General features: G+C 47.1%; 11 protein-coding genes. 10 read left to right on the plus strand and 1 reads right to left on the minus strand.

The annotated features are described in order from the left end of the window. Positions 1-55: 55 nt before the first annotated feature. The 5 genes from DK187_RS19750 (at position 56) to DK187_RS19770 (ending at position 2017) form a co-directional block, all read left to right on the plus strand. Positions 56-634 carry a TetR/AcrR family transcriptional regulator gene (locus tag DK187_RS19750; protein WP_111609025.1) on the plus strand — a complete coding sequence of 193 codons (579 nt, stop codon included), beginning with the start codon at positions 56-58 and terminating at the stop codon, positions 632-634. Between the two features lie 119 nt (positions 635-753). Beyond that, positions 754-927, plus strand: a complete 174-nt coding sequence (locus tag DK187_RS19755) for a type II toxin-antitoxin system PrlF family antitoxin (protein ID WP_204355670.1) — start codon at positions 754-756, stop codon at positions 925-927. Between the two features lie 57 nt (positions 928-984). Beyond that, the gene (locus DK187_RS19760; protein WP_204355671.1) at positions 985-1200 is read left to right on the plus strand and encodes a type II toxin-antitoxin system YhaV family toxin; all 216 of its coding nucleotides are present in this window, start codon (positions 985-987) and stop codon (positions 1198-1200) included. A gap of 243 nt (positions 1201-1443) precedes the next feature. After that, positions 1444-1722: a type II toxin-antitoxin system RelE/ParE family toxin gene (locus tag DK187_RS19765; protein WP_111609027.1), complete on the plus strand. Its 279-nt coding sequence runs from the start codon at positions 1444-1446 to the stop codon at positions 1720-1722. A 13-nt stretch (positions 1723-1735) separates the two neighbouring features. Further along, positions 1736-2017: a HigA family addiction module antitoxin gene (locus tag DK187_RS19770; RefSeq protein WP_111609028.1), complete on the plus strand. Its 282-nt coding sequence runs from the start codon at positions 1736-1738 to the stop codon at positions 2015-2017. A gap of 105 nt (positions 2018-2122) precedes the next feature. Here the strand turns inward: DK187_RS19770 and DK187_RS19775 are convergent, their stop codons facing one another. Further along, a complete protein-coding gene (locus DK187_RS19775; protein WP_111609029.1) occupies positions 2123-3367 on the minus strand; it encodes a multidrug effflux MFS transporter in 1245 nt (414 codons plus the stop codon). A gap of 631 nt (positions 3368-3998) precedes the next feature. On the opposite strand from DK187_RS19775, the gene DK187_RS19780 reads away from it, so the two are divergent. The 5 genes from DK187_RS19780 to DK187_RS19800 form a co-directional block, all read left to right on the plus strand. Further along, entirely contained in the window at positions 3999-4598 is a 600-nt protein-coding gene (locus DK187_RS19780) for an OmpA family protein (protein ID WP_111609030.1), read from the plus strand. A gap of 29 nt (positions 4599-4627) precedes the next feature. Next, positions 4628-6223 (plus strand): TolC family protein, encoded by a 1596-nt coding sequence (locus DK187_RS19785; protein ID WP_204355672.1) that lies wholly within the window; start codon positions 4628-4630, stop codon positions 6221-6223. A gap of 3 nt (positions 6224-6226) precedes the next feature. Further along, positions 6227-6940: an efflux RND transporter periplasmic adaptor subunit gene (locus tag DK187_RS19790; RefSeq protein ID WP_111609031.1), complete on the plus strand. Its 714-nt coding sequence runs from the start codon at positions 6227-6229 to the stop codon at positions 6938-6940. A gap of 38 nt (positions 6941-6978) precedes the next feature. Continuing rightward, positions 6979-7746 carry a phage tail protein gene (locus DK187_RS19795; protein WP_204355673.1) on the plus strand — a complete coding sequence of 256 codons (768 nt, stop codon included), beginning with the start codon at positions 6979-6981 and terminating at the stop codon, positions 7744-7746. A 196-nt stretch (positions 7747-7942) separates the two neighbouring features. Beyond that, positions 7943-15644, plus strand: a 7702-nt coding sequence (locus DK187_RS19800) for an autotransporter-associated beta strand repeat-containing protein (protein ID WP_162623566.1), incomplete at its 3' end; no start/stop codon positions are given.

The raw sequence follows: 15644 nt of genomic DNA on the forward strand, positions 1-15644 counted from the left end.
GAGGCTGAAGAATAAAGGGACTCGATCCCTTTCGTTATTTTAATCAGAGGACGTTATGGCAAGAGGAAGACCCAGTAAAAAAGCCCATATAGTGACCGTGGCATCAAGCTTGTTTACTGAGCAGGGTTATCAAAGTACCAGTATTGACCAAGTGGTATTGGCTGCCGCGGTGTCAAAACCGACGGTCTACAGTAATTTTCCAACCAAGCTTGTGTTGTGGGAAACCGTATTGATGTCACTCACCGAGCAAGCGCAAGTCAAAATGCAGGCACGTTTAGAAAAGTTGCAGACGAAAAAAGACGCGACTCTGATTTCTGGGTGGATTGTATTATGGGAGCTATGGATCAATAAACCAGAGCACCTTGCCGTGTATCGTATTTTACTGGGCGAGCAACATAAAATGGCAGCCTCTACCTTTGCTTTGTTTGCTGAATTTGAAGCGGTATTAGAGTCTACATTGCAAGCATGGATTGCTCAGTATTCTCTTTCGACGATGAATTTTTTTGCATTAAAAGCGGTGAGTAGAGAAGCGTTATTGATGCCCGCATTAATGAATCAGGTAATGATGAATAAGATGGACTTGGTGCGTCAGCTTGATGGTTTGATGAAAGGTGGTTCATTTCTTGGTAGTTAAGTGTTCGGCTTTACTTAGATGGACGTTTTGATAAAACAGCACTATTGGATGTGCGATATGGCTTTGCATGAGTCTTGGTTATATGGACTTATGTTTGCAATATATTGTGGAGAGCTTTTGTGAAAAAATACGATCCTGTGATGAATAAGTTTTTGTCTTTTTTAGCCAATGACATGCAACAACATCCAGAAAATCTACAGCAATTGACAATAAGTATGCGCAATACAGTTCAAAGCCTAATTGAAAATGTTGAGCTAGATTTGGATGCGCCGTTGTCTGATGAGGATGAATAAATTTGTCTTTATATTCGAGCAATCATCATTCTACCATCGTTAATGGCAGGACACTCTATGCACACCCTTTTTTCGCTTATTCTCAAAGACAAAGTGGAGGAATTAAAGCTGCAAGATCCTACAGGTTATGTAAAGAAAAACGCGGTTAAGCGATTGGCCGTCATTCACAAGCTGGCACTTGAAATAATTCCTCAAGACCCAACCAGTTCAGATTATCATCAAGGCAAGACATTAGGCGATAATCATAAACATTGTTTACGCTTAGGTGAATGATGAAAAAATAAAAGAGCTTATGGTAGTAATCAGGCTGACTACATGGAGGCTGTCGTTAGACTACTACGCTAGATCTCGCAGGTCAGATTGGCCGAGGAACTAGGCGCTTATCTGTAAAAATAGAGACAGTTAAAGATATACCAAAACGACACATCACGCTGCGCTAATGCCCTGCAAAAGCCGATATCATAGCCACTAAATCCCCCTTGTTTTTTTGTATCGCATAGAGATACAATCTGTTTTATGATTATAGGATTTCGACACAAAGGGCTTGAGGCTTTTTATAAAAAAGGCACGACAAAAGGCATTCAAACGGCGCATGCTGCAAAGCTTCGTCGTATCTTAGCTTTATTGGATGTGGCAACTAGTACAGATGACCTAAACCTTCCTTCATTCAAGTTGCATCCATTAAAAGGTGGTTTGAAAGGACATTGGTCAATTTACGTCAATGGTAACTGGAGAATAACGTTCCGTTTTATTGGTGTAGATGTTGAATTAGTTAATTATTTAGATTATCACTAGAGGAGTCAAAACCATGATGATCAATCCACCGCATCCGGGAGAGCTGTTGCGTGAAGACGTAATTAACGAACTTGGTCTGTCTGTGACAGAAACAGCCCATCGATTAGGGATGTCTCGTGTGGCCTTGTCTCGTGTCTTAAATGGACGGGCATCAATCAGCCCAGATCTTGCCATTCGACTTGAAATAGCAGGTGTTAGTACAGCTAAAGCTTGGTTAGCTATGCAAATAAATTACGACCTCGCTCAAGCAAGACAACACACTCAGCCACACATACAGCCTTTACATTATCAGTAGGTCGTTCCCATTGTTTAGGTCAATAAAACCAATCTCTCGTCGTGCTAAAGGCACGACAAAAGATACGGTTTGTCGGCCTAAAGGCATGACAAAACACTTCCCTAATTAAACCGCTGCGCTTTGTTCTTCAATGACTTCTTCTACACGTCCTTTTTCTGCCCAGTACATGAGGCATATTGCTAGTGACCCCATAATCACAAAGCCGCCAGAGATTGGCATTAGGGTGTTGTTGTACATTTGGCCTATGACAGTGCCGATACTCATAGACATAATGGACGAGACTGAGCCGATGACCGCCGATGCAATGCCTGCCACATGCCCCATTGGTTCCATGGCCAGTGAGTTAACGTTACCGAATAACAAGCCAAAGCAGAAAAACAACACGGATGCGTAGACCAAGAACATCCATAAGCTGATGGTGACGAAAGCATGCATGGAAAAGAAAATAATTGAGGCAATAACGACAACGCAAATGGCGCGGAAGGCGATGTATTTCGCGCCGTGCTTTTCAACAATGCGTGAGTTAATCAATGAAGAAAACCCAAGCACCAGTGCCAACACGCCAAAGTAAAAGGCAAATAGGTTACCCGTTTCAAATTGCACTTGGAAAATTTGCTGTGATGAATTCAAATAGCCAATAAAGCTACCGAAAAACAATCCCATGCAAACGGTGTAGCTCGCAGTAATTCGATTTGTTACTACCTCTTTAAAGCCTTCGTAGAAACCGGTTCTTGTAAAAGGGATGCGGTTGGATTTGGGTAAGGTCTCTTTTAAACGAAACGCAATCCAAACCATTAGGCACACGGCGTAAACCAGATACAGTTCGAAAATACCACGCCAGTCATCGACAAACATAATGGCTTGTCCAAGTGTGGGGGCAATGGCAGGAACCAAAACGAAAATCATCATCACCAATGACATGATACGAGCCATTTGCGCGCCGTGGTACAAGTCACGAACCAAAGAAATGGCGGATATATATGGGCCTGCTACGCCTAAGCCTTGGATAAAGCGACCTAACATGAGCACTTCTAAACTGTCGGCTTGATAACAGACCACGGTGCCGACTAGATACAAAGCAAAGCCGCTGAAGAGAATAGGGCGTCGACCTAAGGCATCCGACAGTGGTCCGCAAATTAATTGTCCCATCGCCAAACCTAAGAACAGCATGCTAATGAGCAACTGCGGTTGGTTTGCCGTCACCGCGCCGAGCTCATTGCCGATAATGCCTAAAGCGGGCAGCAAAGCATCAATAGAGATGGCCGTGATAGACATTAACAAGGCAACTAGAAGGGTAAACTCCTTCGATCCCATGCCGGATGAAGAGGTATCGTTATGAGCATTTTCCATATGGTGTTCCTAAGAAAACATGACATTGTTGAAGTGGTGGCTAAACACACTCTTCAAATAATAGTCGAGCATTATACTCAGGCTTTGTGATAGCGAGTTTTCTGTTGTGTGCACAAAATGAGGAAATGTGCACTTTCCCAAGGGAGGGGCAAAATAGACGCGTTTTGATAAAAGTTCCGACATGCCTTTGTATTGCTTAAAGCCATCTTTTAAAGCCGTTCTTTAGAAGCTATATCGTGTAGTTTTGACTTTTTGCATTGCCACAGAGGGCTTATATCCACAACGTCCATAGTGTCTGCGGCGGGGTTATTTAATTGAATAATCCCGCGCTTACATTCTTGCACGGGTGTCTCAGGTGACAGGGCTGCTGAGGTTGAGTGTGGTTTTTAATGGAGACTGTTGCGAAGTGTAACGTTGTGCTTATTTTTTGCATCCTTTATATCATCTTTAGGTATGTTTGATCTAGAATAACTTATATAGGTCGCAAATCTTTGAAAAGTATTTGGCTTTTCAATTTTAAGGTCAAAGGTTAAGGGTATGAATGTTGTTTTTACTATTTTTTTAATTCGGTATTTTCAAATTTGTCGAACCTTTTTATTTCATATGTATTTAACATGCTTCTGGAGTCGCTATGTTGTCTAGTGTGTTTTGTGTTCGTGCAACATTAGTTGTATTGATGGCTGCAGCTGTTTCAGGCTGTGCCAATTTTGCTTCTCAGTCGTCCGGTGCGACGTTGGATTGCGACGATCGTTATACTCGTTGTGCTGTGCTTTCTGAGCAACAGAATAAAGCGGAAGCGACTGTTCAAAATGAAGAGGCTCCCAAGGTGGCTTCCCCTTTAATTATCGTGCCTCCAACAATTGCACCCATCCTGTTTGGTTTTGACCAAGCCAAGGCGACGCATCTTGAATTTGATGACGCGGTGGCTTTTTTGATTATGTATCCTGAATCTCGCCTTACCTTGCATGGTTATACTGATCCAATAGGGCGAGAGGCTTACAATCAAGCACTGTCTTATCAACGTGCGGCGTATGTTCGCGAACGTTTATTAATGCTAGGGGTATCGGCTGCGCAAATAAGCGTCAAAGCACATGGGGAAAGTGGTTTAGTGGTGAAAGAAATACCAAATACTCAAGTCGTCTCTAAGGAGGATTTGGTGAAGCAATATGCCGCAAATCGTCGCGTTGAGTTTGAATTTAGTCTGCCAAACACAATGGCATCATCTAACTGATTTTAAATACATTATTCTAAGGAGAAATCATGGCTGTTCATCCTGTGTTTACTAAGACCATGTTTGCTAAAACAGCAGTGGCCATTCTTGTTGCGACGGTAGTAGCAGGTTGTTCGGTCTCTCCCTCGCGCTTGAGTGACAATGATGTCATGGCGAATGCGGTTGAGAACCAAACCCTGTTAGCAGAGGATTTTGCCCCGGTGACTCAGGCGATTGACCTCAATGAAGCCTTCGCTCGTACTATTAAACATAACCGTGATGCACGTTTAAAGGCGTTTGAAGCGGTAGTGTCACAGGGACAGTTGGCAGTAGACCAGTTTGATATGTTGCCTGATTTGGCGGCTCGAGCGGGTTACGCCTATCGCAATAATTATGCGGCGTCGGCGTCAGTGAGTTTTATCGGTGATGAGCCTGCGGCGTTAGGGTCGAACCCAAGTTACTCTGTTTCCTCAGACAAAAGTACCTTTACTGGCAGTGTGGGAGCCACATGGGATGTGCTGGATTTTGGTTTGTCGTATTTTAGAGCCAAGCAACAGGCCGACCGTTTCCTGATTTCTAAAGAGCGGGAGCGCAAAGTAGTGCAGACCATTATGCAGCAGACGCGTAATGCCTATTACCGTGCCGTGTCATCTGAGCGTTTGCTGGCTAAAATTGACCCATTGATTATCCAGTCTCGTGCCGCGTTAGCGGACTCGGCTCGCATTGAACAAATGCGCGCCCAGTCGCCAATGGAAGCGTTAACCTACCAAAGAGCGTTATTAGAATCGCTTCGCACCTTGCAGGACTTGCGCAAAGATTTAATGCCAGCTAAGGCGGAATTAGCGACGTTAATGGGGCTTAATCCAGCGGAAAGCTTTGAATTGGCCGATGTTGGTACACCGGATTTCCAAGTGCCTGAATTGGATTTGGATATCAACACGATGGAGCGCACGGCTTTGGTTCGCCGTCCTGAGTTGATTGAAGCTCAATATCAAGAACGTATCACTAAGGAAGAAGTGAATTCCGCCTTTTTGACCTTGTTTCCAAGCCTGAGCTTGAGTGCGGGTCTAAACTACGACGGTTCGGATTACTTAAGAAACAATGATTGGGCGAGTGCCGGTGTTGGCGTAAACTGGAATTTAATGAACGTCTTCCGTTATGGAAAAATTGATCAGCTTAATAACTTAAAAATGGCCGCGACAAAGCAGCAAGCGTTAGCCGTTTCTATGGCGGTCATATCTCAGGTGCATATTGCCAATATTGAATACGCAGAAGCACAGAACTCCTATGACTTGGCGATTAACTATCTAGACGTGGCGAATCGTATTCAAGACCAAATTCAGTCAAGTCGTGCCGCCCAAAATGTCGGTGAATTGACAGTGATTAGCGAACAAGTGAATGCCTTGTTGGCGGAGTTGCGCCGTGATGTGGCCTATGCCGATTTGCAGAATAGCTTTGGTAAAATTTTAGTGTCTATGGGCTTAGACCCTTTACCAAACGGGTTTGGCGGCATGAAATTAGAAGAGCTTGCGAAGGCGTTTGATTCTATGTTTGGTCGTTGGTCGCAAGGTGATATAGACGCCGTGAGTGAAGAACAAATGCAAGCCGCATATTTAGCAAAACAAGCGGCCGAGAAAGAGGAGTAAGTCATGTTTGGTAAGGTGGGCCTCGCTGCAGTGGCCATGCTGTTAGCGAATCCGCTGATGGCAGAGACGCTCAATGCCCGAGGTCTGCTTGTGGCAACACACAGTGCGACGTTATCCAGTGAATTAGCGGCCTTAGTGGTGGGCTTGCCTAAAAAAATGGGTGAATCTTTTAAACAAGGTGAAACATTGGTGGCGTTAGACTGTCGTTTGTTTGATGCCCAACAAGACAAAGTCTCTGCTGAGGTCAAAGTCGCACAAATTCGTTTGGAAAACACCAAACAACTGAATCAGTTACGCTCAATCGGTACCCTTGAGGTGGCGATTGCTGAGTCGGAATTGCAAAAGGTGATGGCTGAGCAACGGATTGCGCAGCTTAATGTGGAGCGTTGTAATATTAAAGCCCCATTTGATGGTGTTGTTGAGCAGGTTGATATTCATCGTTTTGAGGTCGTGCAGCAACAGCAAGCCCTGCTTAAAGTGGTGGGACGCGCCCAGTTGGAAGCCGACATTATCGTGCCAGCTGAATGGATGGCGTGGTTAAAAGTAGGCAAAAAACTGCAGTTACAGGCTGAAGAAACACAGCATACCTTACAGGCGTTTGTTAGCCATATTGGCCCTAGTGTGGATCCAACCAGTCAAACGGTGCAGATACGAGCGACGATAAACAGTGTGCCATCCAGTATTTTACCTGGCATGAGTGTGTTGGCTATTTTTTGATGATGTGTTTTATAAACAGGGAAAAAGGAGAGTTGATCATGAAAAAAACGTTACTATCTGTTGCCTTACTAGGCTCGGCGTTTTTTGGCCAAACGGCTTATGCTTGTTCTGCTGATGAACCTTATATCGGCAGTGTCTGTACCATGGCAATTAATTATTGCCCAGATGGCTACCTCGAAGCGAATGGTAAGACACTGACGATAAGCAGTAATCAGGCTCTGTATGCGTTGATTGGTACGACTTATGGCGGCTCTCAAGCTGGTGGTACTTTTCAGTTGCCAGATCTTCGTAGCAGAGTGGTTGTTGGCCGAGGTCAAAGTCCAGGATTATCTGCTTATCAACTTGGCACAAAGGCTGGTTCGGAGACCTATACACTCAATCAGACGCAAATGCCTATACATAATCATACAGCGGTATTCACGCCAAATGGTGGTAGTTCAGGTGGCGGAACGGCATCGGGCACGGTCACTTTGCCAGTAACGGGTTCTGCTAAAATTGCATCATCATCCCCAGCGTCTACTGTAACACCTTCGGATAACGCGGTGTTGGGCGTTACAAATGGTCCAGCATCTAAAATTTATGCCGCTTCAGGCACGACAAATGACTTAACAATAGGGCCTGTTGGTGCGGTAACTGGAACCGCGACTGGACCTGTGACATTAAATATAACAGGAGGTGCTGGTAGTGGTGGGGCGGTGGCTATTGGTGCAACCGGAGGAAGTCAGCCATTCCCTATATTAGGGCCTAGAATCGCATTGACCTATTGCATTGCAGTGCAGGGGATATTTCCAGTAAATCCTAATTAATCGTTGTTTAAAGCGACTTTTTTCATTGGAAGAGAGTCGCTTTTGGCCATTTAGATCGAATTTTTGGCCATTTAGATCGAACAAATAGACAGAATACATTTCAGCAGCCAACGCTTTGTCGGAGCTGAAACATTTACCCTTAGAGGTTTTGGTCATGAAAAAGCATAATTCCAAGCAGTCAGTTAAGAGCGCATCAATGAAAAGCAAACCAGAAAATACGAGACAAGCACGTAAGCCGCTTATTTCTGCGCTAGAACCTCGACTGTTATTGGATGGTGCCGCGGTCGCTACGGCGGTGGATGTATTGACCGATTCTCAATTTCATGATGCCTTTCAAACAGATGCAAGTCAGCAAGATACAGATACCTCTGTGGTGATGGCTCCCACTGAAGTGAGAGCCGCTGATCCCACCTTGAATAATGGCAAAAAAGAAGTCGTCTTTATTGAAGACAACGTGGCGGATTACCAGACCCTAATAGACGGTATTGGCGCTGGAGTTGAAGTGGTATTGCTTGATTCTACCCAAGATGGCCTCGCGCAGATGGCACTATGGGCGCAGAGTAACAGTGACTACGATGCGATTCACATCATCAGCCATGGTGCCGAAGGGCAGGTTAACCTAGGGGGCTTTAGTTTAGATAATATTACCGTCAATACCCGTTCTGCTGATTTAGCCCAACTGGGTGCGGCATTAAATGAAGACGGTGATTTGCTGCTTTACGGTTGTGGAGTCGCCAGCGGAGAAGGGCAAGAATTTATTACTGCTTTAGCACAAGCCACCCAAGCGGACGTGGCGGCGTCGGACGACTTGACTGGCGCGGCTGTATTAGGCGGGGATTGGATACTGGAAAAACGATCTGGTGTTATTGAAACAACGGATCTGAGTGTTGGGCTGGCTGATAATTATGCGTACACCCTAGAAACTGTTTCATTTACTAGTGCAGATGCGAATTATACTGCTGATACAGTGACCAAAACAGTTGAAAGCAAGCAATTTACCTTTAGTACTAGTAATACATCAACACTTGGATTTGATGGTGGTGGTTTGTATGGTCTTGTTGGACCTAACAGTGAAACGCAAATAACTATAGACGTTGAGACGGGCTATTCCTTTGATTTGACTGGTGTTACTGAATTAGGTGGGTCTAGCACAGTTATGGTATCTTACACCAATGCAGATGGCTCCACAGGGGGGGCAACTGCATTTGATTCTGCTTTTCCGCTGAATGATGTTAAGCAAGTCGTTTTAACATCAACCGATTATGCCACTTTTAATGATTTTTTGATTAGCGATGTCAAAGCGATTCCTGTCAACAACGCCCCCACCATCACTGGCGCACCTGCAGATATTACCGTCATCGAAGACACCGCTTCCAATGTAGATTTGTCTGGCGTTGCCTTTGCTGACAGCGATGGGGATAATCTTACGGTCACCCTGACCGCATCGGCCGGAACACTGACTGCTTCTTCTGGTGGTAGTGTGACAGTGAGTAACTCCGGTACGGGAACGTTGACACTTTCTGGCTCCGCCGCCGATATTAATAGCTATTTAGATACGACCTCAAATGTCCAATATACAGGTGCGAGCAACGCCAGTGGCGACAATGCGGCGACCTTAACGATTAAGGCGAATGACGGCAAGACGGACTCTAGTATTTCTACCGTCAATATTGATATTACGGCGGTTAACGATGCGCCGACGGCTGTATCACCGACGACTGGCACCGTAAGCACCTTTGACAGTGCAAACGCTGTGGTTGCCACTGTCGGTGCTACCGATGTCGATGACAGTACGTTGAAGTACAGTATTCAATCTATTACCTTGGACAGTGCCTCTCAGGCCAATGACGGTTCATTGTTTAACTTTGCCACTGCTGCGAATACCTTAACGGCAACCAATGCACTGCGAGCTACCACGCCTTCTGGCTTGACGGCAGGCACCTATATTGTGACCGTTGTCGCAACGGATGAAGCAGAGCTTTCTACAACTCAAGAGATAACCATTACGGTGACAGACACCTTGATGGTGACCACAGCCAACGACACCTCAGAAAATTCTGACGACGCTTATAATGGTACTGGCTACGCCGCTGAGTTGGCGGATGGCGGTGGTTTGTCGTTGCGTGAAGCGCTAGGTTTGGCCGAGGCTGGTGGTAAGACCATTGCCTTTGATACCAGCTTGAATGGTGCTGACATTTCGTTAGATTCAAATATTACGGTGGCAGATGGCACTGTTTTCCAACTCGCCGACGGCACCAGCTTCACCATCAGCGGTAGTGATTTGTACCTAGATGGTGCGCTTACTATCGACAGCGGCGTTGGCACTACCCTGACCTTGTCTGCCAACTTGACCGATGAGGACGACGGTGTCTCAACACTGAATAAGACCGGTACCGGCACACTGGTGCTAAGCGGTACCAACAATACTGAGGTAAAAGGTCTCGACATTATTAGTGTAACCGCTGGCACACTGCAGATTAGTGCCGATGCTAACCTTGGTACAGGTGACGTTATCCTGAGTGGCGGTGCCATTTTTGACACATTAAATAATGTACTGACTGCAGAGAACGCTGTAGATAACATTTTTTCGATTGAAATCGGCGGTGCCACTTTCAACCAGACTGGCAGCGGGCATCTGGAGCTTTCCGACACAGTTGGCGGTAGTGGGCTATTGACTAAGGCGGGTGCCGGTAGCATGACCTTCTCAGCCATCAACGAAGGGTTCCACGGTGGTGTGCAAATCAACAACGGTACGGTCAATGCGGCGTCAGAAGACGAGAGCCTTGGCTATGCAGGAACGGTTACACTGAACGGTGGCACATTGGTTATCAGTAATGACGAAAGCTTTACTAATGAAATTGCTGTTAACGCAGATGCAACGATTTCTAATAGTACGAATGTCACTCTGAATAAGGTGATTTCTGGCTCAGGAGCGTTAACCAAAGCCGGTGCGGGTACGATGACCTGGTCAGGCATTAATACTCATAGTGGCGACCTGATCGTTTCAGCAGGCGCACTGGCGGTTTCAGGCGGCAGCTCTATTGGCGATGACAGTGCGGTAACCGTCAACAGTGGTGCGACTTTGAGTCTGATAGGTGGTAACGAGACCATAGGCTCCTTGGCGGGATCGGGTGCAGTCGCGCTGACCTATGGGTTAACAGTGGGCAATGCCATCAGCACGGAGTTCTCCGGTACCATCTCTTCTACGAATGCCAGTGGTATAACCAAAGTTGGTACGGGCAAGCTGACTTTAAGTGGTGAAAATAACTACACTGGAACAACGACAGTCTCGGCCGGTACTTTGTCCATTTCCAGAGATAGTAACCTAGGTAGCGGTCAATTAATCCTCAATGGCGGCATCTTAAACTTAAATGCATTTAGCAGCACTCTGGATAATGCCATTGTTCTGGGAGCGTCTGTCGGAACAGTAAGTGTTACCAATGGCGGTACGGCGGTGATATCCGGTGTGATTAGTGGTGATGGCAACCTTAGTAAAATCGGTGGTGTAAATCTCACCTTGTCTGGCAACAACACGTATACAGGCACGACTTCAATTTCTGGTGCTAATGGTTTGAGTATTACCGGTGATAGCAATCTAGGCAGCGGTCAGGTGATTCTGCAAACGGCAGACACTGTACTCACGATTACAGGTGCTACCACGATTGATAATGAAATACTCTTCAATCAGAACGCCACTATTTCAGCCGCTAATGCCGTTGCCCTCAATGGCGTCATCACTGGCACCGGTGCGTTGACGAAATCGGGTGCAGGCGTACTGACCTTATCTGGTAATAATGCCGATTATTCCGGTGATATTTTCCTTAGTCAGGGTGTGATTATTGCCGCACACAATAATGCTTTGGGTAACACCGCTGGTTCGACTACGGTTTCCAGTGGTAGCACTTTGCGTGTTGGTAACGGCTTAACATTGGCAGAAAACCTTACTATTAGCGGTGTCGGTATCGATTCTTCTTATGGTGCTTTAAAAATCAATGAAGGGACGGGTTCAGCGACAGTGACCGGTGATATTACTCTGGCCGCTGATAGTCTGATCGGTGCCTTTAACACAGGTGATAGTCTGACGTTGAGTGGTGTCATTAGCGGTGATTTTGACTTAACCAAAGTAGGTAGCGGAACACTGACATTATCAGGAAGCAATACCCATACTGGTGCCGTGACGGTTTCTGGAGGAACGTTAGCTTTATTAGGTGGCAGCTCTATTGGTGATGATAGCGCTGTGACAGTGAATAGTGGCACTACGTTAAGTTTGACTGGTGGTAATGAAACCATTGGGTCATTGTCTGGATCGGGTGCGGTTGCGCTGACCTATGGACTAACAGTGGGGAATGCCATCAATACCGCTTTCACTGGTGTGATTTCTTCAACGAACACCAGCGGTATCACTAAAGTCGGTTCAGGAACACTGGCCTTATCAGGAGCAAATACCTACACTGGCGCGACTACCGTCTCTGCAGGTAAGCTCTTATTGCAAAATGGTTCAGCTATTGCAGATAGCAGTGCGGTGACTATCAGTAGCGGTGCAGAATTAGAGCTGCGCGATAGCGAGACTGTAGGCAGTCTGGCTGGTGCAGGTAGCCTGACGTTGAATGGCGGCAGCCTGACCACCGGTGGCAATAATAGCGATACCACATTCTCTGGTGTGATCGAGGATGGTGGCAATGGTGGCGGGTTAACAAAGACAGGTTCAGGCGACTTTACCCTGTCGGGTAGCAATAGCTACGCAGGGGACACTGCAGTCTTTGGCGGGTCATTGTCAGTCAGTTCCGATTCGAATTTGGGTGCAGGTGTTTTGACGCTAAATGGCGGAACCCTGAACTTGATTGCAGATGGTGTTCATATTGATAACGCTATCTCAGTATTTTCCAACAATGGGCAGATCAATGTTGGCGCAAGTTTGACGGCAACTTTGTCGGGTGTGGTGTCAGGCAGTGGTTCATTGACGAAAGTCGGTGATGGTACTTTGGCGTTAAGCGGAACTCAGACTGGCACGGGTGAGATGAGCATTATTGCAGGCACTCTGTCGGTTGCGGGCGATGCTAACCTGCTGGCTGGTGCATTGACGCTTAATGGCGGTAATCTGAGCGTTACCGGTGCTACCACTATAGATAATGCAATAGATTTATCCTCTGCAGGCAGTATCACCAACCTTGACGCAGTTAGCCTGTCGGGCATCATCTCCGGTGTGGGCGACTTGACGAAGTTGGGGGTTGGCACTCTGACCCTGTCGGGTACACAAACCGGGACCGGTGCTATGACGGTGTCTGCTGGTACGCTGGCGGTTTCGGGTGATGCCAATCTGCTGGCTGGTGGTTTGACTCTGAACAACGGCACGTTGACGGTGACAGGCAGTGGTGTCACCATCGATAACGCGCTGACACTGGGTAGTAGCGGCGGCACAGTGAGCAATAGTAATGCAGTTACGTTGTCGGGCGCCATCACTGGTACGGGCGACCTGAGCAAGACGGGCGCTGGTGTCCTGACCTTGTCGAATACAGGCAACGAAGCCGCATGGAGCGGTGACATCAGCGTGACAGCTGGCACTTTAACGGTCATCAATGATGACGTGTTGTCTTCGGGTTCCATCAATGTAACTGGCGGGACTTTGGAGCTAGGTAATAGTGTTAATTTAGACAATGCGGTCACCTTAGGTGCTGGTGGCGTGCTGCTACCTGCCTCAGGTAAAACAGCGACCCTGTCGGGCAACCTTGCTCTGACGTCGGATGCGACGTTCAACCTAGGCGTCAATACTAACTTGACCATCAGTGGTGTGATCAGCGGCGATTATGGCATCACTAAATCAGGCTCTGCCTCCCTGCACTTGACGGGTAACAATACTTATACTGGGGCAACGGTTATCAATGCTGGTTTGGTCACAGCTGGCACCAATACAGCGTTGGGTGCCACAGAGAGCGGCACGACGGTCAATTCCGGCGGCACGTTAAGTTTTGCGAATGGTGTTAATGTTGCTGAGAACTTGACGATTGCTGGCACCGGTTCTTCATTAAATGGTGCGCTAGTCATGCGCTCCTCAGGTACGGCGACTCTTACCGGCGCGGTAACCCTGTCAGGCGATGCCACGGTCAAAGCGTCTTCCAGCGCCTACACCTTGGTGTTAGCTGGTGTGATCTCAGACGGGAATAATGGTTATGCTTTGAGCAAGACGGGAACTGGCACTGTCACCTTATCAGGTATTAATACTTATACTGGTGCGACGAATGTGTCGCTAGGTACGTTATTGGTAACTGGTGCATTGAATGGAACATCGGCTGTGACTGTTTCTTATGATGCGACTTTAGGCGCGTCTGGGAATGGAAATACCGGTACTATTTTTGCGGCAAATTCCTCTAATACTGTGACGGTTGAAAGTGGTGGTACCTTGTCTCCTGGCCTCACAAGTAGTGTCGGTCTTATGACGATCAATGGTAACCTTGATCTTCAGTCAGGTAGTACGTTAAGGGTGGACATTGCAGGGACGACTGCGGGTAGCCTGTATGATGTGGTGGATGTTCGAGGTTCGGTTTCATTGGCAGGAGCGTTGACGGTGAACCACAACTATACGCCCGGCAATGGTGACACGTATCGTATTATCACCAATGACAGTGCAGATGCCATCACTGGAACCTTTACTGGGCTTGCCGAAGCTGGAACCTTGACGGCAGGTGGTAACGCCACTGTCTTAACTGGGTATTACGCAGCAAGTGACGTCGCAGCCACCACAGGTGGCAATGATTTCATGTTGAGGGCACCTGCGAATGAAGCCCCTGTAATCACGTCCGGAGCCACCGGTAGTGTGAATGAAAATGCAGATGTGGCGACGGTGATTTACACCGCGGCCGCAACGGATGCGGATAACAATGCCTTGAGTTACAGCCTTACGGGCGATGATGTGGCCTTGTTGACTATTGATTCCAGCACGGGCGTGGTAACACTGAAAAGTTCTGCCAACTACGAAAGCAAAAACACCTACAGTTTCAACGTGGTGGTGACCGATAATGGTACGGGAAATCTGACAGATACCATAGCCATCACGGTGAGTGTCAATGACTTGAACGACAATACGCCGGTGATTACCTCAAGTGCGAGTGGCAGTGTCAATGAAAATGCCGATACCTCGACCGTGATTTATACGGCTACAGGTACCGATGCAGACGGCACGGCAGCGAACAACACCTTGCGTTATAGTCTGTCTGGCGACGATGCCGACCATTTAACCATCGATACGACCACGGGTGTGGTGACGCTTAAAGCCGCTGCGGATTACGAAACCAAGTCCAGCTACAGTTTTAACGTTATCGCTACGGACAATGGTGCGGGTAACTTTAATTCTGGCAGCTTGAGTGTCAGCAAAGCGATTGTCGTGAGTGTGAATGACTTGAACGACAACACGCCAGTGATGACGTCTGGTGCGAGTGGCAGCGTCAATGAAAATGCGGATACTTCGACCGTGATTTACACGGCCACAGGTACCGATGCAGACGGCACGGCAGCGAACAGTACCTTGGTGTATAGTTTGTCAGGCGACGATGCGGATAAGTTAAACATCAATGCGACAACGGGCGAAGTGACGTTGAAAGCCTCAGCGGATTATGAAACTCAAACCAGCTACAGCTTTAATGTGGTCGCGACGGATAACGGCGCAGGTAATTTCAATTCTGGTAGTTTGAGTACCACGCAAGCCGTGACGGTGAGTGTTAATGACCTGAACGACAACACGCCAGTGATTACCTCTGGTGCGACTGGTGCAGTCAATGAAAATGCGGCAACGAGTACCGTGATTTACACCGTCACAGCAAGCGATGCAGATGGTACGACCGCCAACAACACGTTGACTTACAGTCTTACTGGTACCGATGCGTCTTTATTAGACATTAATGCCA

The organism is Marinomonas arctica (assembly GCF_003259225.1).
Lineage (GTDB): Bacteria > Pseudomonadota > Gammaproteobacteria > Pseudomonadales > Marinomonadaceae > Marinomonas > Marinomonas arctica.